Origin of the sequence: Pseudomonas faucium, assembly GCF_021602585.1 — a bacterium.
GTDB lineage: Bacteria > Pseudomonadota > Gammaproteobacteria > Pseudomonadales > Pseudomonadaceae > Aquipseudomonas > Aquipseudomonas faucium.
The window spans coordinates 314,140-334,779 of sequence record NZ_BQIP01000002.1; the positions used below are offsets into that span (position 1 = coordinate 314,140).

Sequence of the window (20,640 nt, forward strand, 5' to 3'; positions counted from 1 at the left end):
AGCTGTGTATAACTCAGCTCTTCTTGATTTTCTCCGGGCGCTTCCACCCCGAGATATTGCGTTGACGCGCCCGAGCCACCGCCAGCTCACCCGCTTCGACAGTCTGGGTAACGGTCGAACCCGCTGCCGTGGTCGCACCATCCTTGATATCCACAGGCGCCACCAGCGAGTTGTTGGAGCCGATGAACACGTCCTCGCCCATCACGGTCTTGAACTTGTTGGCGCCGTCATAGTTGCAGGTGATGGTGCCCGCACCAATATTGGTGCGCGCGCCAACCTCGGCATCGCCCAGGTAGGTCAGGTGCCCGGCCTTGGCACCCTCGCCCAGGTGTGCGTTCTTCAGTTCGACGAAGTTACCCACATGGGCCTTGGCATCGAGCACAGTGCCCGGGCGCAGGCGAGCGAACGGGCCGGCATCGCTGCCCTCGCCCATCACCGCGCCTTCGAGGTGGCTGTTGGCCTTGACCACCGCGCCTTTGCGCAGCGTGCTGTTCTTGATGACGCAGTTGGGGCCGATCTGCACGTCGTCCTCGATCACCACCTTGCCTTCGAGGATCACGTTGATATCGATCAGCACATCGCGACCAACGGTCACCTCGCCGCGCACATCGAAGCGCGCCGGGTCGCGCAGGGTGACGCCCTGGGCCATCAGCCGGCGGCCTTCGCGCAGCTGGTAATGGCGTTCGAGCTCGGACAGCTGGCGGCGGTCGTTGGCGCCCTGCACTTCCATCGGGTCGTGTGGCTGTTCGGTCGCGACCACCAGGCCATCGTTGACCGCCATGGCGATGACGTCGGTCAGGTAATACTCGCCCTGGGCATTGTTGTTCGACAGGCGCCCCATCCACTCGGCCAGGCGCGCAGCAGGCATGGCAAGGATACCGGTGTTGCCTTCCTTGATCGCCTTCTGCGCTTCGCTGGCATCCTTGTGCTCGACGATGGCAGTGACCTGCCCGTTGCCATCACGCACGATGCGGCCGTAGCCCGTCGGGTCCTGCAGGGTGACGGTGAGCAGGCCCAGTTGCGTGTCACTGACCTTGGCCAGCAGGCGCTGCAAGGTTTCCACTTCGATCAGCGGCACATCGCCATACAGCACCAGCACCGTATCGGCGCTGATGGCCGGCAGCGCCTGGGCCACGGCATGGCCGGTACCCAGCTGCTTGTCCTGCATCACGAAATTGAGGTCGTCAGCACCCAGGCGCTCGCGCACCTGCTCGGCGCCGTGGCCAATGACCACATGGATGCCTTGCGGCTGAAGCTGGCGCGCGCTGTGGATAACATGGCCAAGCATGGAGTTGCCGGCAACCGGGTGCAGCACCTTGGGCAGCGCCGAGCGCATGCGGGTGCCTTGGCCGGCGGCGAGAATAACGATATCGAGTGACATTGACTGGCTACCAATCCTGGGTGGTCAGTGAAATGACCGGGAGGGAAAAACGGAAAAAGAAAAAGGGTAGCCGAGGCTACCCTTTTACTCAATCGCTACAGAAGTGATCAGCCGGGGCCGATTACTTGCCTCTGCGCATTTGCTGGACGGTACGCAGCTGGGCTGCGGCCTCGGCCAGACGTGCGGCGGCGGCGCTGTAGTCGAAGTCCGCGCCTTTCAGACTCAGGGCGTTTTCGGCAGCCTTGAGGGCTTCCTGGGCCTGAGCTTCATCCAGGTCTGCAGCACGTTGCACGGTATCGGCAAGCACCTTGACCATGTTCGGCTGAACCTCGAGGAAACCACCAGAGATGTAGAACACCTCTTGGGCGCCACCCTGCTTGGTCAGCGTGATCGGACCAGGCTTCAGATTGGTGATCAGCGGCGCGTGGCCTGGAGCGATACCAAGATCACCCAGGTTACCGTGCGCAACCACCATCTCGACCAGGCCGGAGAAAATCTCTCCTTCCGCGCTGACGATATCGCAATGGACTGTCATAGCCATCTGCTTGCCTCAACCTGATAGCGCCCCTTGCGGGGCGCAGGAATTACAGTTTCTTGGCTTTCTCGATCGCTTCGTCGATGCTGCCGACCATGTAGAACGCTTGTTCTGGCAGGTGGTCGTAGTCACCTTTGAGGATGCCGCTGAAGCCAGCGATGGTGTCTTTGAGGGACACGTACTTGCCTGGCGAGCCGGTGAAGACTTCGGCCACGAAGAACGGCTGCGACAGGAAGCGCTGGATCTTACGAGCGCGGGCTACCAGTTGCTTGTCGCTTTCGGACAGTTCGTCCATACCCAGGATCGCGATGATGTCCTTCAGCTCTTTGTAGCGCTGCAGAACATACTGAACGCCACGCGCGGTGTCGTAGTGCTCGTTGCCGATCACGTTCGGGTCCAGCTGGCGCGAAGTCGAGTCCAGTGGGTCGACCGCTGGGTAGATACCCAGGGAGGCGATGTCACGGGACAGAACGACGGTGGCGTCCAAGTGGGCGAAGGTGGTGGCTGGCGACGGGTCGGTCAAGTCGTCCGCAGGTACGTATACGGCCTGCACGGAGGTGATCGAACCTTCCTTGGTGGAGGTGATGCGCTCTTGCAGAACGCCCATCTCTTCAGCCAGGGTCGGCTGGTAACCTACTGCCGAAGGCATACGGCCCAGCAGTGCGGATACTTCGGTACCGGCCAGGGTGTAACGATAGATGTTGTCGACGAACAGCAGAACGTCGTTACCTTCGTCACGGAATTTCTCAGCCATGGTCAGGCCGGTCAGCGCTACGCGCAGACGGTTTCCTGGTGGCTCGTTCATCTGACCGTAGACCAGCGCTACCTTGTCGAGAACGTTGGAGTCCTTCATCTCGTGGTAGAAGTCGTTACCCTCACGAGTACGCTCACCCACACCAGCGAACACGGAGTAACCGCTGTGTTCCATGGCGATGTTACGGATCAGTTCCATCATGTTTACGGTCTTGCCGACACCGGCACCACCGAACAGACCAACCTTACCACCCTTGGCGAACGGGCAAACCAGGTCGATAACCTTGATGCCGGTTTCCAGCAGGTCGTTGCCGCCTGCCTGGTCAGCGAACGAAGGCGCTGGCTGGTGGATACCGCGACGCTCTTCTTCGCCGATCGGGCCGGCTTCGTCGATCGGGTTGCCCAGAACGTCCATGATGCGGCCCAGAGTGGCCTTACCAACAGGAACGGAAATGGCAGCGCCGGTGTCAACGACATCCAGACCGCGCTTCAGGCCTTCGGTGGAGCCCATCGCAATGGTACGAACCACGCCGTCGCCCAGCTGCTGCTGAACTTCGAGGGTGGTTTCCGCGCCTTGTACTTTCAGCGCGTTGTATACACTCGGCACGACGTCACGTGGGAATTCCACGTCGATGACGGCGCCGATGATTTGAACGATACGTCCGCTACTCATAGCTGGATCCTCTGAATTTTTGAACCGTTAAACCGCGGCAGCGCCGCCGACGATTTCCGAGATCTCCTGGGTGATCGCAGCCTGACGCGCCTTGTTGTAGATCAACTGAAGCTCTTTGATCAAATCACCGGCGTTGTCTGTGGCGTTCTTCATCGCGATCATCCGGGCCGCTTGTTCAGCAGCGTTGTTCTCGACCACCGCCTGGTACACCTGCGACTCCACGTAACGCACCATCAAGCCGTCCAGCAGCTCTTTTGCGTCGGGTTCGTACAGGTAATCCCAGTGATGCTTGAGATCCTGATCCGGGGTTGCCACCAACGGTACCAATTGCTCGACCGTTGGAGTTTGGGTCATGGTGTTGATGAACTTGTTCGAAACCACCGAAAGGCGATCGATACGGCCGTCCAGGTAGGCGTCCAGCATCACTTTGACGGAGCCGATCAGATCGTTGATCGATGGCTCTTCGCCCAGGTGGCTGATCGCGGCTACGACGTTGCCGCCAAAGATGCGGAAGAAAGTCGCACCCTTGCTGCCGATCACGCACAGGTCGATTTCAACGCCCTGTTCGCGGTTTACGTTCATGTCCTTGACCAGGGCCTTGAACAGGTTGGTGTTCAAGCCACCGCACAGACCACGGTCACTGCTCACCACGATATAACCGACGCGCTTTACAGGGCGCTCGATCATGAACGGGTGGCGGTATTCCGGGTTGGCGTTGGCCAGATGACCGATCACCTGGCGGATACGCTCCGCGTAAGGACGGCTAGCAGCCATGCGCATTTGTGCCTTGCGCATCTTGCTGACCGCCACTTTCTCCATGGCGCTGGTAATTTTTTGCGTGCTTTTGATGCTCGCAATCTTACTGCGAATCTCTTTTGCGCCTGCCATGTATCACCTATCAGGTTAGCAAGCGGGGGCCTGGGCCCCCGCTGCGGCTTACCAGGTCTGGGTGGCCTTGAACTTCTCGATACCGGCTTTCAGGCCTGCGTCGATTTCGTCGTTGAAGTCACCCTTCACGTTGATCTTCGCCATCAGTTCGGCGTGATCACGGTTGAAGAAGGCGATCAGTGCTTGCTCGAAGCTGCCGATCTTGGAGACTTCTACGTCAGTCAGGAAACCACGCTCAGCGGCGTACAGCGACAGAGCCATGTCCGCGATGGACATCGGCGCGTACTGCTTCTGCTTCATCAGCTCGGTAACGCGCTGACCATGCTCGAGCTGCTTGCGGGTCGCTTCGTCCAGATCGGAAGCGAACTGGGCGAATGCCGCCAGTTCACGGTACTGAGCCAGAGCGGTACGAATACCACCGGACAGCTTCTTGATGATCTTGGTCTGAGCGGCACCACCTACGCGGGATACCGAAACACCGGCGTTCACTGCAGGGCGGATGCCCGAGTTGAACATGGCCGATTCCAGGAAGATCTGACCGTCGGTGATGGAAATCACGTTGGTCGGAACGAACGCGGAAACGTCGCCAGCCTGGGTTTCGATGATCGGCAGAGCGGTCAGGGAACCGGTTTTGCCAGTGACTGCGCCATTGGTGAACTTCTCGACGTACTCTTCGGAAACGCGCGATGCACGCTCCAGCAGACGGGAGTGGAGATAGAACACGTCACCTGGGTACGCTTCACGTCCTGGTGGACGGCGCAGCAGCAGGGAGATCTGACGGTAGGCAACGGCCTGCTTGGACAGGTCATCGTAAACGATCAGGGCGTCTTCACCGCGGTCACGGAAGAACTCGCCCATGGTGCAGCCGGCGTAAGGTGCCAGGAACTGCAGTGCGGCGGATTCCGAAGCACTGGCAACGACCACGATGGTGTTGGCCAGGGCGCCGTTTTCTTCCAGCTTGCGAACGATGTTGGCAACGGTGGAACGCTTCTGGCCGACAGCCACATACACACAGAAAATACCGGAGTCTTTCTGGTTGATGATGGCGTCGATGGCCATGGCGGTCTTGCCGATCTGACGGTCACCGATGATCAGCTCGCGCTGGCCACGGCCGACAGGGATCATGGCGTCGACGGACTTGTAGCCAGTCTGTACAGGCTGGTCTACCGACTTACGCCAGATCACGCCTGGAGCTACTTTCTCGACCGCGTCGGTCTGGGTGTGACCCAGTGGACCTTTGCCGTCGATCGGGTTGCCCAGTGCGTCGACGACGCGGCCCAGCAGTTCCTTACCAACGGGAACTTCCAGGATGCGGCCGGTGCACTTGGCGCTCATGCCTTCGGCGAGGGTGTCATAGGCACCCAGGATCACTGCACCCACGGAGTCTTGCTCCAGGTTCAGTGCCATGCCGTAGACGCCGCCAGGGAACTCGATCATTTCGCCGTACATGACGTCGGCCAGACCGTGGATCCGCACGATACCGTCGGATACCGAAACAACGGTACCTTCGTTACGGGCTTGGGAGCTCACATCGAGGTTGTCGATGCGGCCCTTGATGATTTCACTAATTTCGGAAGGATTGAGTTGCTGCATTGCTCTGCTGCCCCTTCAAACTCAAGATTTCAATGCTTCGGCCAGTTTCGCGATTTTGCCGCGAACAGAGCCATCGATTACCAGGTCACCAGCGCGGATGACGACGCCGCCAATCAGGCTGGCATCCTCCGACGCGTGCAGGCGCACTTCCTGGCCTAACCGTGCACTGAGAACCTTGGCGAGTTTGTCTTGCTGTTCTTGGTTCAACGCGAAGGCACTGGTGACTTCCACGTCCACGGATTTCTCTTGCTCGGCCTTCAGCAGGTCGAACAGAGCGGCAATCTCCGGCAGAAGCAGGAGACGGTCGTTTTCCGCGGCAACACGAATGAAATTCTGTGCCTGTGCATTGAACTTGTCACCGCACACGTCAATGAACGTGGCGGCCTTTTCTGCGCTCGTCAGTCGCGGGGCCTTGAGCAGGCGCTGCATGGTGTCGTCTTGCGACACCGCAGCAGCCAGGCCGAGCATGGCTGACCAATTGGCCAGTTGCTGATGGGCCTGGGCATGCTCAAAGGCAGCCTTAGCGTAAGGTCGGGCCAACGTGGTCAGTTCTGCCATGATCGCCCTCGCTTAAATTTCAGCGGCCAGTTTGTTAACCAGCTCCGCATGCGCGTTTTGATCGATTGTGGCGCCAAGGATCTTTTCAGCACCGTCAACGGCCAGAGCACCCACTTGGGCACGCAGAGCGTCTTTGGCGCTGTTCAGTTCCTGTTCGATCTCGGCCAGAGCCTGAGCCTTCACACGGTCAGCTTCGACGCGGGCCTGATCACGGGCTTCCTCGACAAGCTGAGCAGCGCGTTTCTTGCTTTGCTCAATGATTTCGGCTGCCTGTGCTTTAGCTTCACGCAGTTGCTGACCCACTTTCTCTTGGGCCAGCTCCAGGTCGCGAGCTGCGCGGTTGGCAGCGTCCAAGCCGTCGGCAATCTTCTTTTGGCGCTCGTGCAGAGCAGTGATGACCGGAGGCCATACATACTTCATGCAGAAGAGTACAAAAATCAGAAAAGCAACGGATTGGCCAATCAGGGTTGCATTAATGTTCACGCCAACACCTCGCTCGGTCTTAATTCATACAGCCATCAACTCGTGAATACGAGTGATTAGCCGGCGATCTGACCAACGAACGGATTCGCGAAGGTGAAGAACAGAGCGATACCAACACCGATCATGGTTACGGCGTCGAGCAGACCGGCAACGATGAACATTTTGACCTGCAGCATCGGCACCATCTCAGGCTGACGAGCAGCGCCTTCCAGGAACTTGCCGCCCAGCAGGCCGAAACCAATGGCGGTACCCAGAGCACCCAGGCCGATCAGCAGAGCAACAGCGATAGCGGTCAGACCAACTACAGTTTCCATCTTTCCTCCCGACTTTTACGTCGTATTGGTTAGGTTTTTAGTTTGAAGCGGTAAAACAAATCGTTTGGTACAGCTGCCCTTGCGGACTTTTAAAGCCCTCCCCCCAAACGAGCGGGGAAGGCTATCAGACACGCCAGGCGGTCTTAATGGTTATCTTCGTGAGCCATCGACAGGTAGACGATGGTAAGCATCATGAAGATGAAAGCTTGCAGGGTGATGATCAGGATGTGGAACACAGCCCACGCCCACTGCAGCACCACACCCAGGCCGCTGAGCCAGAGGATGCCGGCGCCGAACATCACCGCGATCAGGATGAACACCAGCTCGCCGGCGTACATGTTGCCGAACAGTCGCAGTGCCAGCGAGATCGGCTTGGCGATCAGGGTGACGAATTCGAGCAGGAAGTTGACCGGAATCAGCAGGATCTGCAGGAAGATGTTCTTGCTGCCGAACGGGTGCAGGGTCAGCTCACCGATGAAGCCGCCCAGGCCCTTGACCTTGATGCTGTAGAAGATGATCAGGGCGAACACGCAGAAGGCCATGGCCAGGGTCGCGTTCGGGTCGGTGGTCGACACGGCGCGGAACGGAATGTGCGGGTCACCGGAGATCAGGATGGCCAGCTGAGGAATCCAGTCGACCGGTACCAGGTCGATGGCGTTCATCAGGAACACCCAGACGAAGATGGTCAGCGCCAGCGGAGCAATCACCGGGCTACGGCCGTGGAAGGAATCCTTCACGCTGCCGTGTACGAAGTCCACCATCACTTCAACGAAGTTCTGCAGACCGCCAGGCTGGCCGGAAGTCGCCTTCTTCGCCGCCATGCGGAAAATGAACAGGAAGATCAGACCCAGCGCGACGGACCAACCCAGGGTGTCCAGGTGGAACGCCCAGAAGCCCATTGCCTTGGCTTCTGCAGCCGAATGGGCGAAGCCCCAGCTGCCGTCTGGTAGTTGACCGTAGGTCAGGTTCTGCAAGTGGTGCTGGATATAGCCCGAAGCGGTTTCTGCTGCCATGGTTGCCTCAAACGCCCTAAGGTCTCGAAAGTCTTTTATTCATCAGCAGGGGCGCGAACCAGCTGACCAAAAGGGTCAACACGAAGACGCCGAATACTGCTAACGGCGCCAGTGGCTTCACTCCTGCGAAGGTCAGTGCGAACAGCACTGCCGTCAAAATCATCTTGCCTGCCTCGCCTGCGTAGAACGACTTGACGATGGCCTGCGCCGCCCGGGCTCCGCTGAAGCGAAAAGCCTTCCAGGCGAAATACAAATTGGGCAGCCAGGCAATCAAACCTCCGCAAAGGCCTGAATATCCACTGACCACCCCTTTCCACTGCCACAACACCAGCGTTGCCAGCAGCAGTACTACAAATTGAGCCAGCAGTACCGGGAAAACCGCCCAGCGATGGAAAGGCAGGCGGTTTGGCGTGCGGATTTCCATCAAAACTGCTCCTCGAAAGTCGACCAACAAGTCAGCAACGACTTGGCATAATTTGTGCCGACAAAATGCGCGCAGAGTATAGGGGTGGATTAACCCCTATTCAACTCTTCGTAGTGATTTCCGACTGAGCGCTACAACAGGAATTGTTTCAGCGGATGTGAGCAAGCACACCTTGCAACTCGTCAAGCGAGTTGTAACGAATAACCAATTGCCCTTTTCCCTTGTTCCCGTGGCGTATCTGCACGGGCGAGCCCAGGCGCTCTGCAAGCCGCTGTTCAAGGCGCTCGATATCCGGATCAGGTTTGCTCGGTTCGACCGGATCAGGTTTGCCGCTGAGCCACTGGCGCACCAGTGCCTCGGTTTGGCGCACGGTGAGGCCACGTGCGACAACATGTCGCGCCCCTTCTTCCTGGCGATCTTCTTCCAGGCCGAGCAAAGCACGTGCGTGGCCCATCTCCAGGTCGCCGTGGGCGAGCATGGTCTTGATCGCTTCCGGCAGCGAGATCAGACGCAGCAGGTTGGCCACGGTGACCCGCGACTTGCCCACGGCATCCGCCACCTGTTGCTGGGTCAGTTCGAACTCCTGCTGCAGCCGCTGCAGGGCCAGGGCCTCTTCCAGCGGGTTGAGGTCCTCGCGCTGGATGTTCTCGATCAGGGCCATGGCGATGGCCGCTTCGTCGGGCACTTCGCGGACCATCGCCGGGATGGTGTCCAGGCCGGCCTGCTGGGTGGCGCGCCAGCGGCGTTCACCGGCGATGATTTCATAGCGGTTGCCATCGATCGGGCGGACCACGATCGGCTGCATCACGCCATGGCTGCGAATCGAGTGCGCCAGTTCTTCCAGCGCCACCGGATCCATGTCGCGGCGCGGCTGATACTTGCCGCGCTGGATCAGTTCGACCGGCAGGTGTTGCAGTTCTTTCTGGTCGATCTTCACAGCCTGCTCTTCGAGCGCGCTGACGGACGGACCACTGAGCAGTGCATCCAACCCACGTCCGAGACCCCGTTTCTTAACGGCCATGCGGATTCCTTAAGTTGTTTGTGCAGTGCGTAATTGACGGCGTTGACGGCGCACCAGTTCCCCGGCCAGGGCCAGGTAGGCGAGTGCACCACGCGATTGCTTGTCGTAGGCCAGTGCCGGCATGCCGAAGCTCGGCGCCTCCGCCAGGCGGATGTTGCGCGGGATGACCGTGTCGTACAGCTGCTCGCCGAAGTGCTCCTTGAGCTGCGCCGAAACATCGTTGTTCAGGCTCAGGCGCGGGTCGTACATGGTCCGCAGCAGGCCTTCGATCTTCAGTTGCGGGTTCAGGCGGGCGGCGATGCGCTTGATGTTATCCACAAGGTCGCTGAGACCTTCCAGTGCGTAGTACTCGCACTGCATCGGGATGATCACGCCATCGGAGGCGACCAGGGCGTTGAGCGTCAGCATCGACAGCGACGGTGGGCAGTCGATGAGGATGTAGTCGTAGCTCTCGCGGATCGGCGCCAGGGCATTGCGCAGGCGGCTCTCCTTGACCTGCATCTCCAGCAGCACCACTTCCGCGGCAGTCAGGTCGCGGTTGGCCGGCAGCAGCTGGAAGCCGCCGTGCTCGGAGTAGTGCATGGCCTGGGCAAGGTCGCATTCGCCGATCAACAGGTCGTAGACCGAATGCTCGAGTTCGTGTTTGTCCACACCGCTGCCCATGGTGGCGTTGCCCTGCGGATCGAGGTCGATCAGCAGCACACGACGCTTGGTCGCGGCCAGCGATGCAGCAAGATTGATACAGGTGGTGGTTTTGCCCACTCCACCTTTCTGGTTCGCGATTGCGAATACCTTAGCCATTGTTGCGTGTGTTCCCAGTCATGCCTTGCGGCGCAGTATCAGCAGATGGCGCTGGCCCTGGCAACCTGGAACGGTCAGGGCCTGCTCGCTTTCCACTGTGAAGTCTGCGGGCAATGCTACCAGTTCATCGGCAGGATGCAGCCCCTTCATTGCAAGCCATTGCGTCCCGGTGTCGCCCAAGTGGCGGGTCCAGTTGGTGAAGTTCTCCATGCTGCTGAAGGCGCGGGAGATGATGCCGCTGAACGGCTGCGCGGGCTGGAAGGCCTCGACGCGGCTGTGGATAACCGTGAGGTTTTCCAGTTTCAGCTCCATTTTGACCTGGGTCAGAAAGCGCGTCTTCTTGCCGTTGGCATCCAGCACCGTCACCTGTTTGTGCGGGTGCAGGATAGCCAACGGAATGCCCGGCATGCCACCGCCGCTGCCCACATCCAGCCAGGTTTCGCGGTCGCTGTGGATAAACCCCATGACGCTGAGGCTGTCGAGCAGATGGCGCGAGACCATCTCGTCCGGATCGCGCACGGCGGTCAGGTTGTAGGCTTTGTTCCACTTGATCAACAGGGCCAGGTAGCCCAGCAGCGCTTCGTGCTGCTGCGCGCTCAGCTCGATGCCGAGCTGGCGCGCGCCTGTGGACAACTCTTCTGCGTGCTGCGGGGTGACCAGGGAACTCAAGCGCTTTGCTCCAATTCGCGGCCAGCGCCGCGTTTTTTCAGATGAATCAGCAACAGGGAAATCGCCGCCGGGGTAACGCCCGGGATACGCGAAGCCTGGCCCAGCGTCTCTGGGCGGGTCTGGCCCAGCTTGCCCTGGATTTCCTTGGACAGGCCGGAAATCGTGGCGTAGTCGATATCCACAGGCAGGCGCGTGTCTTCGCTGGCGCGCAGGCGGGCGATTTCATCCTGCTGGCGGTCGATGTAGCCGGCGTACTTGGTCTTGATCTCGACCTGCTCGGCAACCTGCGGGTCGATGACCTCACCGCCGGTCGCCTCGATCAGCCCGGCGTAGTCGATTTCCGGGCGGGCGAGCAGGTTGAGCAGGCTGTACTCGTGGCTCAGCGGGGTGCCGAACTTATCCACAACGGCCTGACCTTGCGGGGTATTGGGGCGTACCCAGGTCGACTTCAGGCGCTGTTCCTCACGCTCGATGCCATCGCGCTTGGCGCAGAAGGCGGCCCAGCGCTGGTCATCGATCAGGCCCAGTTCACGGCCTTTTTCGGTCAGGCGCAGGTCGGCGTTGTCTTCGCGCAGGATCAGCCGGTACTCGGCGCGCGAAGTGAACATGCGGTAAGGCTCCTGGGTACCCAGGGTGATCAGGTCGTCGACCAGCACACCGATGTACGCCTCGTCGCGGCGCGGGCACCAGCTTTCGCGGCCCTGGGCGCGCAGCGCGGCGTTGGTCCCGGCCAGCAGGCCCTGGGCGCCAGCTTCTTCGTAACCGGTGGTGCCGTTGATCTGGCCGGCGAAGTACAGGCCGCCGATGACCTTGGTCTCCAGGCTGTACTTGAGGTCGCGCGGGTCGAAGTAGTCGTACTCGATGGCGTAGCCGGGGCGCACGATGTGGGCATTTTCCATGCCGCGGATCGAGCGCACCAGTTCCAGCTGCACGTCGAACGGCAGCGAAGTGGAAATGCCGTTGGGGTACAGCTCGTGGGTGGTCAGGCCTTCCGGCTCGATGAACACCTGGTGGCTTTCCTTGTCGGCGAAGCGGTGGATCTTGTCTTCGATCGACGGGCAGTAGCGCGGGCCGACGCCTTCGATGACCCCGGAGTACATCGGCGAACGGTCGAGGTTCGAGGCGATGATCTCGTGGGTGCGGGCGTTGGTGTGGGTGATCCAGCAGCTGACCTGGCGCGGGTGCATCTGCGCATTGCCCATGAACGACATCACCGGGATCGGCGTGTCGCCTGGCTGCTCGGTCATCACCGAGAAATCTACCGAACGCCCGTCGATACGCGGCGGCGTACCGGTTTTCAAGCGGCCGACGCGCAGCGGCAGTTCACGCATGCGGTGGGCCAGGGCGATCGAGGGTGGGTCACCGGCGCGGCCACCGGAGTGGTTTTGCAAACCGATGTGGATAAGCCCACCGAGGAAGGTACCGGTGGTCAGTACCACTTGTTCGGCGAAGAAGCGCAGGCCCATCTGGGTGACCACGCCTTTGACCTGGTCCTGCTCGACGATCAGGTCGTCGCACGACTGCTGGAATATCCACAGGTTCGGCTGGTTTTCCAGGATCTCGCGCACCACCGCCTTGTAGATGGCGCGGTCTGCCTGCGCTCGGGTGGCGCGCACGGCCGGACCCTTGCGGTTGTTCAGGATGCGGAACTGGATACCGCTCTTGTCGGTGGCCAATGCCATCGCGCCGCCGAGGGCATCGATCTCTTTGACCAGATGGCTCTTGCCAATACCACCGATCGCGGGGTTGCAGCTCATGTGACCGAGGGTTTCCACGTTATGGGTCAACAGCAGGGTTTTCACACCCATGCGTGCAGACGCAAGCGCAGCCTCGGTACCGGCATGGCCGCCGCCGATGACGATCACTTCAAAACGGGAAGGGAAATCCACCACGCACCTCGTGCCTGTTTTTGCGAATAGAGAAGGTAAGCCGACAAGTATAGGGACTTCACCCCCTCTAAAGAAACCTTTTGCGCAAATTTTGACCAGGCTGTGGATGAGTGGCAGACAACAGAAATCAAAGAAGAGAAATTTAAAAAAGCTTTGTTTTTATGTTTATTCTTATGCACACGGATATCTGTGGATAACGTTCTGTATCCCTTATCAACCGTTGTGTAGAGAGAAATTAAACCCTGTGTCTGGATGGCCATGAGGGTTCTGGATAACCGGTTTTAGCCTGTGGATTAAATGCCTCTTTACCCACAGGCCGCTTTGTCCTCAGAAAAAAGGCCTGCTTATCAACTGACCTGAAGGCGAGTTACCCACAGGGCTCCTGCGGGCAAAAAAAAGCCGCTCCATGAAGGAGCGGCCTGGGTCTGGCAGGTTGTGGACTACTTGCCGATGCAGAAACTCGAGAAAATCCTGCCGAGCAGGTCATCCGAACTGAAGGCTCCGGTGATTTCACCCAGTGCCTGCTGTGCCTGTCGCAAATCTTCTGCCAGCAGCTCTCCGGCCCCGGCCAGGGTCAATTGGGCACGCCCGTGTTCCAGGTGGTCGCTGGCCTGGCGCAGTGCATCCAGGTGGCGCCGGCGGGCGCTGAAGCCGCTCTCTGCGGTCTGCTCGTAGCCCATGCAGGCCTTGAGGTGTTCGCGCAGCAGCTGCAGCCCCTGGTCGTCGCCCTTGGCGCTCAGGGTGATCGTCACGTGCCCGTCGTCGCATTGTTCCAGCGCTACCCGCTCGCCACTGAGGTCGGCCTTGTTGCGAATCAGCGTGACCTTGGCCGGGTCTGGCCGCTGGTCCAGGAACTCCGGCCACAGGGCAAACGGGTCGCTCGCCTCGGGGGCGGTGGAGTCCACCACCAGCAACACCCGGTCGGCTTCGCCAATGGCCTTGAGCGCGCGTTCCACGCCGATCTTTTCCACATGGTCATCGGTGTCGCGCAGGCCTGCCGTGTCGACCACGTGCAGCGGCATGCCATCGATGTGGATATGTTCGCGCAGGATGTCCCGGGTGGTGCCGGCGATATCGGTGACGATCGCCGCCTCGCGGCCGGCCAGGGTATTGAGCAGGCTCGACTTGCCGGCGTTGGGCCTGCCGGCGATCACCACGGTCATGCCGTCACGCAGCAAGGCGCCCTGCCCGGCTTCGCGCTGCACTGTGGACAACTCGCCACGCACGGTGTCGAGCATCGACAGCACATGCCCGTCAGCGAGGAAGTCGATTTCTTCTTCCGGGAAGTCGATGGCCGCCTCGACGTAGATGCGCAGGGCAATCAGCGCCTCGGTCAGGCTGTGCACACGCTTGGAGAATTCGCCCTGCAGCGAGCGCAACGCATTGCGCGCCGCCTGGCTGGAGCTGGCCTCGATGAGGTCGGCAATGGCCTCGGCCTGGGCCAGGTCGAGCTTGTCGTTGAGAAATGCCCGCTCGCTGAACTCGCCCGGGCGCGCCAGACGGCAACCGACCTCGACGCAGCGCTGCAGCAGCATATCCAGCACCACCGGGCCGCCATGGCCCTGCAGCTCCAGCACATCCTCACCGGTGAACGAGTTCGGCCCCGGGAAGAACAGCGCGATGCCTTCATCCAGCACCAGCCCTTGCTCGTCGCGGAACGGGCCGTAGTGGGCATGGCGCGGGGTCAGGCTGCGGCCGGTGATGAGTTGGCCAGCCTTGGCCGCCAGTGGCCCGGACAGGCGGACGATGCCGACACCGCCGCGGCCCTGGGCGGTGGCGATGGCTGCGATGGTTTCACGCACAGTGTTCATGCTCGAAAGCCTCTACGACAAATACGACAGATAGCAAAAACGCCCCCGAGGGGGCGTTTTTATTCACAGGCTAGCTGAGTAGCCCGTCAAGCAGCAGCTTTTTTCGTCGCTGCTTCGATACGGCGGGTGATGTACCACTGCTGGGTGATCGACAAGCAGTTGTTCACAACCCAGTACAGCACCAGGCCCGCTGGGAACCACAGGAAGAAGAAGGTGAAGATGATCGGCATCATTTTCATCACCTTGGCCTGCATCGGATCCGGCGGAGTCGGGTTCAGGCGCTGCTGGATGAACATGGTCGCGCCCATGATGATCGGCAGGATGAAGAACGGATCCTTGATCGACAGGTCGGTGATCCACAGCATCCACGGGGCCTGGCGCATTTCTACGCTTTCCAGCAGTACCCAGTACAGGGCCAGGAACACCGGCATCTGGACCAGAATCGGCAGGCAGCCGCCCAGCGGGTTGATCTTCTCTTTCTTGTACAGCTCCATCATCGCCTGGGACATCTTCTGGCGATCGTCACCGAAGCGTTCCTTCAGCGCGGCAAGCTTCGGCGCCACGGCACGCATGCGCGCCATCGAGCGGTAGCTGGCAGCCGACAGCGGGAAGAACAGGCCCTTGATGAGCATGGTCAGGACGATGATCGACCAGCCCCAGTTGCCCAGCAGGCTGTGGATATGTTGCAGCAGCCAGAAGATCGGCTGGGCGATGAACCACAGGAAGCCGTAGTCGACGGTCAGTTCCAGGCCTGGGGACAACTCCTTGAGCTTGGACTGGATCTTCGGGCCGGCGTACAGCATGGCGCTGGTTTCGACCTTGCCGCCAGCAGGTACGCTGATGGCCGGGCCGGTGTAGCCGATGATGTAGTTGCCCTGGCTGTCCTTGCGGGTCTGCACAACGTTGTTGTCGGACTTGGCAGGAATCCAGGCGGTCACGAAGTAGTGCTGCAGCCAGGCGACCCAGCCGCCGGACACATTTTCTTTCAAACTACCTTTGTCGATGTCCTTCATCGACACTTTCTTGTACGGCTCGGACGCGGTCCACATGGCGGCGCCCAGGTAGGTCGCGGTGCCGGTGGCAGTGCTCGAGGACGGATCGCCACTGGCGTCACGCTTGAGCTGGGCAAACATGTTGCCGCTCCAGGCCTGAGCGCTCTGGTTGTCGATCAGGTAGCTGACGGTCAGGTCGTACTCGCCGCGCTTGAAGCTGAAGCGCTTGATGTAGTTCACACCGTTGTCGCTGAACTTCAGGTCGACCACCAGTTGTTCCTGGCCGTCGGCCATCTGGTAGGACTTCTGCTCGGCAGCGTACAGCGGACGGCCAGTGGAACGGGCGTCCGGGCCATTGGCGCCGGTCAGGCCGCTCTGGGCCAGGTACACGCGCTCGCCACCGTTGTCGAACAGCTGGAACGGAATGTCCGGATGGTCCTGGCGGCGTGGGTATTTCGGCAGGTTCAGCTGGACGATGTCACCACCGACTGGGTCGATAGCCAGTTCCAGGACATCGGTCTTGACCTTGATCAGATCCTTGCTGAGTGCAACAGGTGCCAGTTCTGCAGGGCTCGACTCGCCGTTGGCGCTCGGTACATCGGCGCTGGCGCCGTTGTTGGCGGCGGGTACGCCATCGGGCAAGCCCGGAGCAACAGTGCTGGCAGCAGTATTCTGAGTCGGCAAGGCAGCCTGGCCGTAGTCATCGTTCCACTTCAGGACCATGACGTAGGACACGATTGCCAGGGCGGCGATCAGGATCGTGCGTTTAATATCCATGATTACTCGGCTATCGAAGAAGTTCGGGAGGAAGGAGCGGGAGGAACGGGATCGAAACCGCCGTCGTTCCACGGATGACAACGCCCCAGGCGACGAACGGCTAGCCACCCGCCACGCCAGAGACCATGGTTTTCAATGGCTTCGTAAGCGTAACAGGAGCAACTGGGGTAGAAACGACAGTGGCTGGCCATCAGAGGACTAATGGCGTAACGGTAAAACTGGATCGGAACGAGTGCCAGTTTACGCATCTTGACTGTCTACCCCTGCGGAATCGGCGTTTGCCGCTGGAGAGGGCCGGCTGCGGGCCAGGCGTTTCCAGAGCTTGCCAAAGTGTTGGTGCAATTCCGGGTTTTCTATCTCACCCAATCCCTTGCGCGCGACGATCACTATGTCCAAGCCAGCGAGCATTTGCTGGTTCAGACGGAAGGAATCGCGCATCAAGCGCTTGAGGCGATTGCGTTGAACGGCGAGCTTGACGCTCTTCTTGCCGATCACCAGGCCGAGGCGTGGATGATCGAGCCCGTTCTCGCGAGCAAGGATCAGCAGGTTTTTCCCTGGAACCTTGCCGGTTGGGGAGTCGAAGACCGCTTTGAAATGCCGGGGTGTAAGCAGTCGCTTTTCCCGACTGAAGTCCTGACTCACCACCTGTGCCGAAAAATCAAATGGCCAGACGCTTACGGCCTTTGGCACGACGACGCGACAGAACAGCGCGGCCGTTCTTGGTAGCCATACGGGCACGGAAGCCGTGGGTGCGAGCGCGCTTGATGGTGCTTGGTTGGAAAGTACGTTTCATGGCGTGTTACCTGGGTTTGTCGACAACGGGCCGGGATGGCCCCCTTTTTAAGAGATCGGCGATTCTAGAGAAAGCAAGCCAATAGGTCAATTTCCAACCAGTCATTCCTTATGGAAGGTGATCGCTGGCGTTCCTCCGGCCAAGGCTTGCCCGTGCAGGCAAACGGACGACAAAATGAAAAAAAAGAAGAGACATATAAAAAGCTTTTCTGAAGAACTTATAACTCTTAAGTGGATAAGTATCTGTGGATAACCTCTTGCAGCCCTTTATTCATGGGCTGTACAGAATTTCAAAACCTTGTCCACAACGGGTGCTGCGCCTGTGCTGCGCATGCGCACAAGTTGTGGATGAAAACGCCGCTTATCCACAGGAGAGTTATCCACACGGCTCGACTCAGGGTTGTGCATAGCCCTCATGTGCGCTTATCCACAGGGCTTATCCACCGCCTTGAAAGGGTGTTTTGGTCGCTAAATGGGTGATTTGTCATGGCTCAGAATGTTTCCACATGTGGATAACTGAGCGCTCGACCGGTACAATGGCGGTTTGTTTTTGCCTCATCCGGCTTTCAAACTCAGGGGATATCCGTGTCAGTGGAACTTTGGCAGCAGTGCGTGGAGCTTCTGCGCGATGAACTGCCTGCCCAGCAATTCAACACCTGGATCCGTCCGCTACAGGTCGAAGCCGAAGGCGACGAGTTGCGCGTCTATGCGCCTAACCGCTTCGTTCTCGATTGGGTGAATGAAAAGTACCTCGGCCGCCTGCTCGAACTGTTGGGTGAGAACGGCAGCGGCATCGCGCCTGCCCTTTCCTTATTAATAGGCAGCCGTCGCAGCTCTGCGCCGCGCGCTGCGCCCAACGCCCCGGTCAGTGCTGCAGTGGCAGCCTCGCTCGCGCAAAGCCAGCCCCAGGCTGCCAATGCCCCGGCCGCAGCTGTTGCCGAGCCGGTCATGGCCAGCGTTGTCGAACCTGTGCTGGTGACCGATAGCGCCGAGTCGTCCTCGCGGGACAGCTTCGATGCCATGGCCGACAGCAACGCGGCACCCGCTGCCAGCGGGCGTACCGAACAACGCACCGTCCAGGTCGAAGGTGCGCTCAAGCACACCAGCTACCTGAACCGCACCTTCACCTTCGAAACCTTTGTCGAAGGCAAGTCGAACCAGCTGGCGCGCGCCGCGGCCTGGCAGGTGGCCGACAACCCCAAGCACGGCTACAACCCGCTGTTCCTGTATGGCGGCGTAGGCTTGGGCAAGACGCACCTGATGCATGCTGTGGGTAACCACCTGCTGAAGAAGAACCCGAATGCCAAGGTGGTCTACCTGCATTCCGAGCGCTTCGTCGCAGACATGGTCAAGGCGCTGCAGCTGAACGCGATCAACGAATTCAAGCGGTTCTACCGCTCGGTGGATGCGCTGCTGATCGACGACATCCAGTTCTTCGCCCGCAAGGAGCGTTCGCAGGAAGAGTTTTTCCACACCTTCAACGCCTTGCTCGAAGGTGGCCAGCAGGTGATTCTCACCAGCGACCGCTACCCCAAGGAAATCGAAGGCCTGGAAGAGCGTCTGAAGTCGCGCTTCGGCTGGGGCCTGACGGTGGCCGTGGAGCCGCCGGAACTGGAAACCCGTGTCGCGATCCTGATGAAGAAGGCCGACCAGGCCAAGGTCGAGCTGCCGCACGACGCAGCGTTCTTCATCGCCCAGCGCATCCGCTCCAACGTGCGTGAACTGGAAGGCGCCCTGAAGCGGGTGATTGCCCACTCGCACTTCATGGGCCGCGACATCACCATCGAGCTGATTCGCGAGTCGCTGAAAGACCTGCTGGCGCTGCAAGACAAGCTGGTGAGTGTGGATAACATTCAGCGCACCGTGGCCGAGTACTACAAGATCAAGATCGCCGATCTGTTGTCCAAACGCCGCTCGCGTTCCGTCGCGCGCCCGCGTCAGGTGGCCATGGCGTTGTCCAAGGAGCTGACCAACCATAGCCTGCCGGAAATCGGCGACATGTTTGGCGGCCGCGACCACACCACCGTGCTGCACGCCTGCCGCAAGATCAACGAATTGAAGGAATCCGACGCGGACATCCGCGAGGACTACAAGAACCTGCTGCGCACGCTGACGACCTGATGGCCGTCAGCCCAGCTAATTGAAGGCAAGGGACTAGACCATGCATTTCACCATTCAACGCGAAGCCCTGTTGAAACCCCTGCAACTGGTCGCCGGTGTCGTCGAGCGCCGCCAGACCTTGCCGGTCCTGTCCAACGTACTGCTGGTCGTACAAGGCCAGCAGCTGTCGTTGACCGGTACCGACCTGGAAGTCGAACTGGTAGGCCGCGTGCAACTCGAAGAGCCGGCCGAGCCTGGCGAAATCACTGTCCCGGCGCGCAAGCTGATGGACATCTGCAAGAGCCTGCCCAACGACGTTCTGATCGATATCAAGGTCGATGAGCAGAAGCTGTTGGTCAAGGCCGGCCGTAGCCGTTTCACCCTGTCGACCCTGCCTGCCAACGACTTCCCGACGGTGGAAGAAGGCCCGGGTTCGCTGACCTGCAACCTGGAGCAGAGCAAGCTGCGCCGCCTGATCGAGCGCACCAGCTTCGCCATGGCTCAGCAGGACGTGCGCTACTACCTCAACGGCATGCTGCTGGAAGTGTCGCGCAATACCTTGCGCGCAGTGTCCACCGATGGCCATCGCCTGGCCCTGTGCTCGATGAGCGCCGCGATCGAACAGGATGAGCGTCACCAGGTCATCGTGCCGCGCAAGGGTATCCTCGAGCTGGCGCGCCTGCTCACCGACCCTGAAGGCATGGTCAGCATCGTGCTCGGCCAGCATCACATCCGCGCGACCACCGGTGAGTTCACCTTCACCTCGAAACTGGTCGACGGCAAATTCCCGGACTACGAGCGCGTGCTGCCTAAAGGTGGTGACAAGCTGGTGGTGGGCGATCGTCAGGCGCTGCGTGAAGCCTTCAGCCGTACCGCGATTCTTTCCAACGAAAAGTACCGCGGCATTCGCCTGCAACTGGCTGCCGGCCAGCTGAAGATCCAGGCCAACAACCCTGAGCAGGAAGAAGCCGAAGAAGAAATCAGCGTCGACTACGAAGGCAGCTCGCTGGAAATCGGCTTCAACGTCAGCTATCTGCTCGACGTGCTGGGTGTCATGACTACCGAGCAAGTTCGTCTGATCCTGTCCGACTCCAACAGCAGTGCCCTGCTGCAGGAAGCCGGCAACGACGATTCTTCCTACGTAGTTATGCCGATGCGCCTGTAACGTAGCAG

21 protein-coding genes are annotated in these 20,640 nt (G+C 60.1%); 2 read left to right on the plus strand and 19 right to left on the minus strand.

Going from position 1 to position 20,640, the window contains the following annotated elements; genetic code table 11:
- Positions 1–13: 13 nt before the first annotated feature.
- The 19 genes from glmU to rpmH all read right to left on the minus strand — a co-directional run bounded on the left by glmU (position 14) and on the right by rpmH (position 17,368).
- Positions 14–1,381: a bifunctional UDP-N-acetylglucosamine diphosphorylase/glucosamine-1-phosphate N-acetyltransferase GlmU gene (glmU, locus tag L6D75_RS04140; RefSeq protein WP_176511768.1), complete on the minus strand. Its 1,368-nt coding sequence runs from the start codon at positions 1,379–1,381 to the stop codon at positions 14–16.
- A gap of 121 nt (positions 1,382–1,502) precedes the next feature.
- On the minus strand, positions 1,503–1,922 hold the full coding sequence (locus L6D75_RS04145) for a F0F1 ATP synthase subunit epsilon (protein ID WP_176511767.1): 420 nt from the start codon (positions 1,920–1,922) through the stop codon (positions 1,503–1,505).
- A gap of 43 nt (positions 1,923–1,965) precedes the next feature.
- On the minus strand, positions 1,966–3,342 hold the full coding sequence (gene atpD, locus L6D75_RS04150) for a F0F1 ATP synthase subunit beta (RefSeq protein ID WP_008092236.1): 1,377 nt from the start codon (positions 3,340–3,342) through the stop codon (positions 1,966–1,968).
- Positions 3,343–3,369: 27 nt separating this feature from the next.
- Complete coding sequence (gene atpG, locus L6D75_RS04155) at positions 3,370–4,230, minus strand: F0F1 ATP synthase subunit gamma (protein WP_176511766.1); 861 nt, start codon at positions 4,228–4,230, stop codon at positions 3,370–3,372.
- A gap of 48 nt (positions 4,231–4,278) precedes the next feature.
- The gene (gene atpA, locus L6D75_RS04160) at positions 4,279–5,823 is read right to left on the minus strand and encodes a F0F1 ATP synthase subunit alpha (RefSeq protein WP_176511765.1); all 1,545 of its coding nucleotides are present in this window, start codon (positions 5,821–5,823) and stop codon (positions 4,279–4,281) included.
- A gap of 21 nt (positions 5,824–5,844) precedes the next feature.
- On the minus strand, positions 5,845–6,381 hold the full coding sequence (locus tag L6D75_RS04165) for a F0F1 ATP synthase subunit delta (protein WP_176511764.1): 537 nt from the start codon (positions 6,379–6,381) through the stop codon (positions 5,845–5,847).
- A gap of 12 nt (positions 6,382–6,393) precedes the next feature.
- Positions 6,394–6,864: a F0F1 ATP synthase subunit B gene (locus L6D75_RS04170; protein ID WP_176511763.1), complete on the minus strand. Its 471-nt coding sequence runs from the start codon at positions 6,862–6,864 to the stop codon at positions 6,394–6,396.
- A gap of 56 nt (positions 6,865–6,920) precedes the next feature.
- Positions 6,921–7,178: a F0F1 ATP synthase subunit C gene (gene atpE, locus L6D75_RS04175; protein WP_003097235.1), complete on the minus strand. Its 258-nt coding sequence runs from the start codon at positions 7,176–7,178 to the stop codon at positions 6,921–6,923.
- 143 nt (positions 7,179–7,321) lie between these two features.
- On the minus strand, positions 7,322–8,191 hold the full coding sequence (atpB, locus tag L6D75_RS04180; protein WP_016394319.1) for a F0F1 ATP synthase subunit A: 870 nt from the start codon (positions 8,189–8,191) through the stop codon (positions 7,322–7,324).
- Positions 8,192–8,207: 16 nt separating this feature from the next.
- Entirely contained in the window at positions 8,208–8,615 is a 408-nt protein-coding gene (locus tag L6D75_RS04185) for a F0F1 ATP synthase subunit I (protein ID WP_176511762.1), read from the minus strand.
- A gap of 148 nt (positions 8,616–8,763) precedes the next feature.
- A complete protein-coding gene (locus tag L6D75_RS04190) occupies positions 8,764–9,636 on the minus strand; it encodes a ParB/RepB/Spo0J family partition protein (RefSeq protein WP_176511761.1) in 873 nt (290 codons plus the stop codon).
- A 9-nt stretch (positions 9,637–9,645) separates the two neighbouring features.
- Complete coding sequence (locus tag L6D75_RS04195; RefSeq protein WP_176511760.1) at positions 9,646–10,437, minus strand: ParA family protein; 792 nt, start codon at positions 10,435–10,437, stop codon at positions 9,646–9,648.
- 18 nt (positions 10,438–10,455) lie between these two features.
- Positions 10,456–11,106 carry a 16S rRNA (guanine(527)-N(7))-methyltransferase RsmG gene (rsmG, locus tag L6D75_RS04200; RefSeq protein WP_176511759.1) on the minus strand — a complete coding sequence of 217 codons (651 nt, stop codon included), beginning with the start codon at positions 11,104–11,106 and terminating at the stop codon, positions 10,456–10,458.
- A complete protein-coding gene (gene mnmG / locus L6D75_RS04205) occupies positions 11,103–12,995 on the minus strand; it encodes a tRNA uridine-5-carboxymethylaminomethyl(34) synthesis enzyme MnmG (RefSeq protein ID WP_176511758.1) in 1,893 nt (630 codons plus the stop codon). Before mnmG ends, rsmG begins: the two co-directional genes overlap by 4 nt.
- Before the next feature lie 440 nt (positions 12,996–13,435).
- The gene (mnmE, locus tag L6D75_RS04210; RefSeq protein WP_176511757.1) at positions 13,436–14,806 is read right to left on the minus strand and encodes a tRNA uridine-5-carboxymethylaminomethyl(34) synthesis GTPase MnmE; all 1,371 of its coding nucleotides are present in this window, start codon (positions 14,804–14,806) and stop codon (positions 13,436–13,438) included.
- A gap of 86 nt (positions 14,807–14,892) precedes the next feature.
- Complete coding sequence (gene yidC, locus L6D75_RS04215) at positions 14,893–16,575, minus strand: membrane protein insertase YidC (RefSeq protein WP_176511756.1); 1,683 nt, start codon at positions 16,573–16,575, stop codon at positions 14,893–14,895.
- A 2-nt stretch (positions 16,576–16,577) separates the two neighbouring features.
- Entirely contained in the window at positions 16,578–16,823 is a 246-nt protein-coding gene (yidD, locus tag L6D75_RS04220; RefSeq protein WP_078477749.1) for a membrane protein insertion efficiency factor YidD, read from the minus strand.
- Complete coding sequence (gene rnpA / locus L6D75_RS04225) at positions 16,816–17,220, minus strand: ribonuclease P protein component (protein WP_176511810.1); 405 nt, start codon at positions 17,218–17,220, stop codon at positions 16,816–16,818. The genes yidD and rnpA overlap by 8 nt, the downstream gene beginning before the upstream one ends.
- A gap of 13 nt (positions 17,221–17,233) precedes the next feature.
- A complete protein-coding gene (rpmH, locus tag L6D75_RS04230) occupies positions 17,234–17,368 on the minus strand; it encodes a 50S ribosomal protein L34 (protein ID WP_003253163.1) in 135 nt (44 codons plus the stop codon).
- Between the two features lie 584 nt (positions 17,369–17,952).
- On the opposite strand from rpmH, the gene dnaA reads away from it, so the two are divergent.
- Positions 17,953–19,488: a chromosomal replication initiator protein DnaA gene (gene dnaA, locus L6D75_RS04235; protein WP_176511755.1), complete on the plus strand. Its 1,536-nt coding sequence runs from the start codon at positions 17,953–17,955 to the stop codon at positions 19,486–19,488.
- A gap of 40 nt (positions 19,489–19,528) precedes the next feature.
- Complete coding sequence (gene dnaN / locus L6D75_RS04240) at positions 19,529–20,632, plus strand: DNA polymerase III subunit beta (protein ID WP_176511754.1); 1,104 nt, start codon at positions 19,529–19,531, stop codon at positions 20,630–20,632.
- The last annotated feature ends 8 nt before the right edge of the window (positions 20,633–20,640 follow it).

Coding starts and splice junctions, on each gene's coding strand:
- glmU (WP_176511768.1), bottom strand. CDS start 1,381: ATGTCACTCGATATCGTTATTCTCGCCGCCGGCCAAGGCACCCGCATG.
- L6D75_RS04145 (WP_176511767.1), bottom strand. CDS start 1,922: ATGGCTATGACAGTCCATTGCGATATCGTCAGCGCGGAAGGAGAGATT.
- atpD (WP_008092236.1), bottom strand. CDS start 3,342: ATGAGTAGCGGACGTATCGTTCAAATCATCGGCGCCGTCATCGACGTG.
- atpG (WP_176511766.1), bottom strand. CDS start 4,230: ATGGCAGGCGCAAAAGAGATTCGCAGTAAGATTGCGAGCATCAAAAGC.
- atpA (WP_176511765.1), bottom strand. CDS start 5,823: ATGCAGCAACTCAATCCTTCCGAAATTAGTGAAATCATCAAGGGCCGC.
- L6D75_RS04165 (WP_176511764.1), bottom strand. CDS start 6,381: ATGGCAGAACTGACCACGTTGGCCCGACCTTACGCTAAGGCTGCCTTT.
- atpE (WP_003097235.1), bottom strand. CDS start 7,178: ATGGAAACTGTAGTTGGTCTGACCGCTATCGCTGTTGCTCTGCTGATC.
- atpB (WP_016394319.1), bottom strand. CDS start 8,191: ATGGCAGCAGAAACCGCTTCGGGCTATATCCAGCACCACTTGCAGAAC.
- L6D75_RS04185 (WP_176511762.1), bottom strand. CDS start 8,615: ATGGAAATCCGCACGCCAAACCGCCTGCCTTTCCATCGCTGGGCGGTT.
- L6D75_RS04190 (WP_176511761.1), bottom strand. CDS start 9,636: ATGGCCGTTAAGAAACGGGGTCTCGGACGTGGGTTGGATGCACTGCTC.
- L6D75_RS04195 (WP_176511760.1), bottom strand. CDS start 10,437: ATGGCTAAGGTATTCGCAATCGCGAACCAGAAAGGTGGAGTGGGCAAA.
- mnmE (WP_176511757.1), bottom strand. CDS start 14,806: ATGAACACTGTGCGTGAAACCATCGCAGCCATCGCCACCGCCCAGGGC.
- yidC (WP_176511756.1), bottom strand. CDS start 16,575: ATGGATATTAAACGCACGATCCTGATCGCCGCCCTGGCAATCGTGTCC.
- yidD (WP_078477749.1), bottom strand. CDS start 16,823: ATGCGTAAACTGGCACTCGTTCCGATCCAGTTTTACCGTTACGCCATT.
- rpmH (WP_003253163.1), bottom strand. CDS start 17,368: ATGAAACGTACTTTCCAACCAAGCACCATCAAGCGCGCTCGCACCCAC.
- dnaN (WP_176511754.1), top strand. CDS start 19,529: ATGCATTTCACCATTCAACGCGAAGCCCTGTTGAAACCCCTGCAACTG.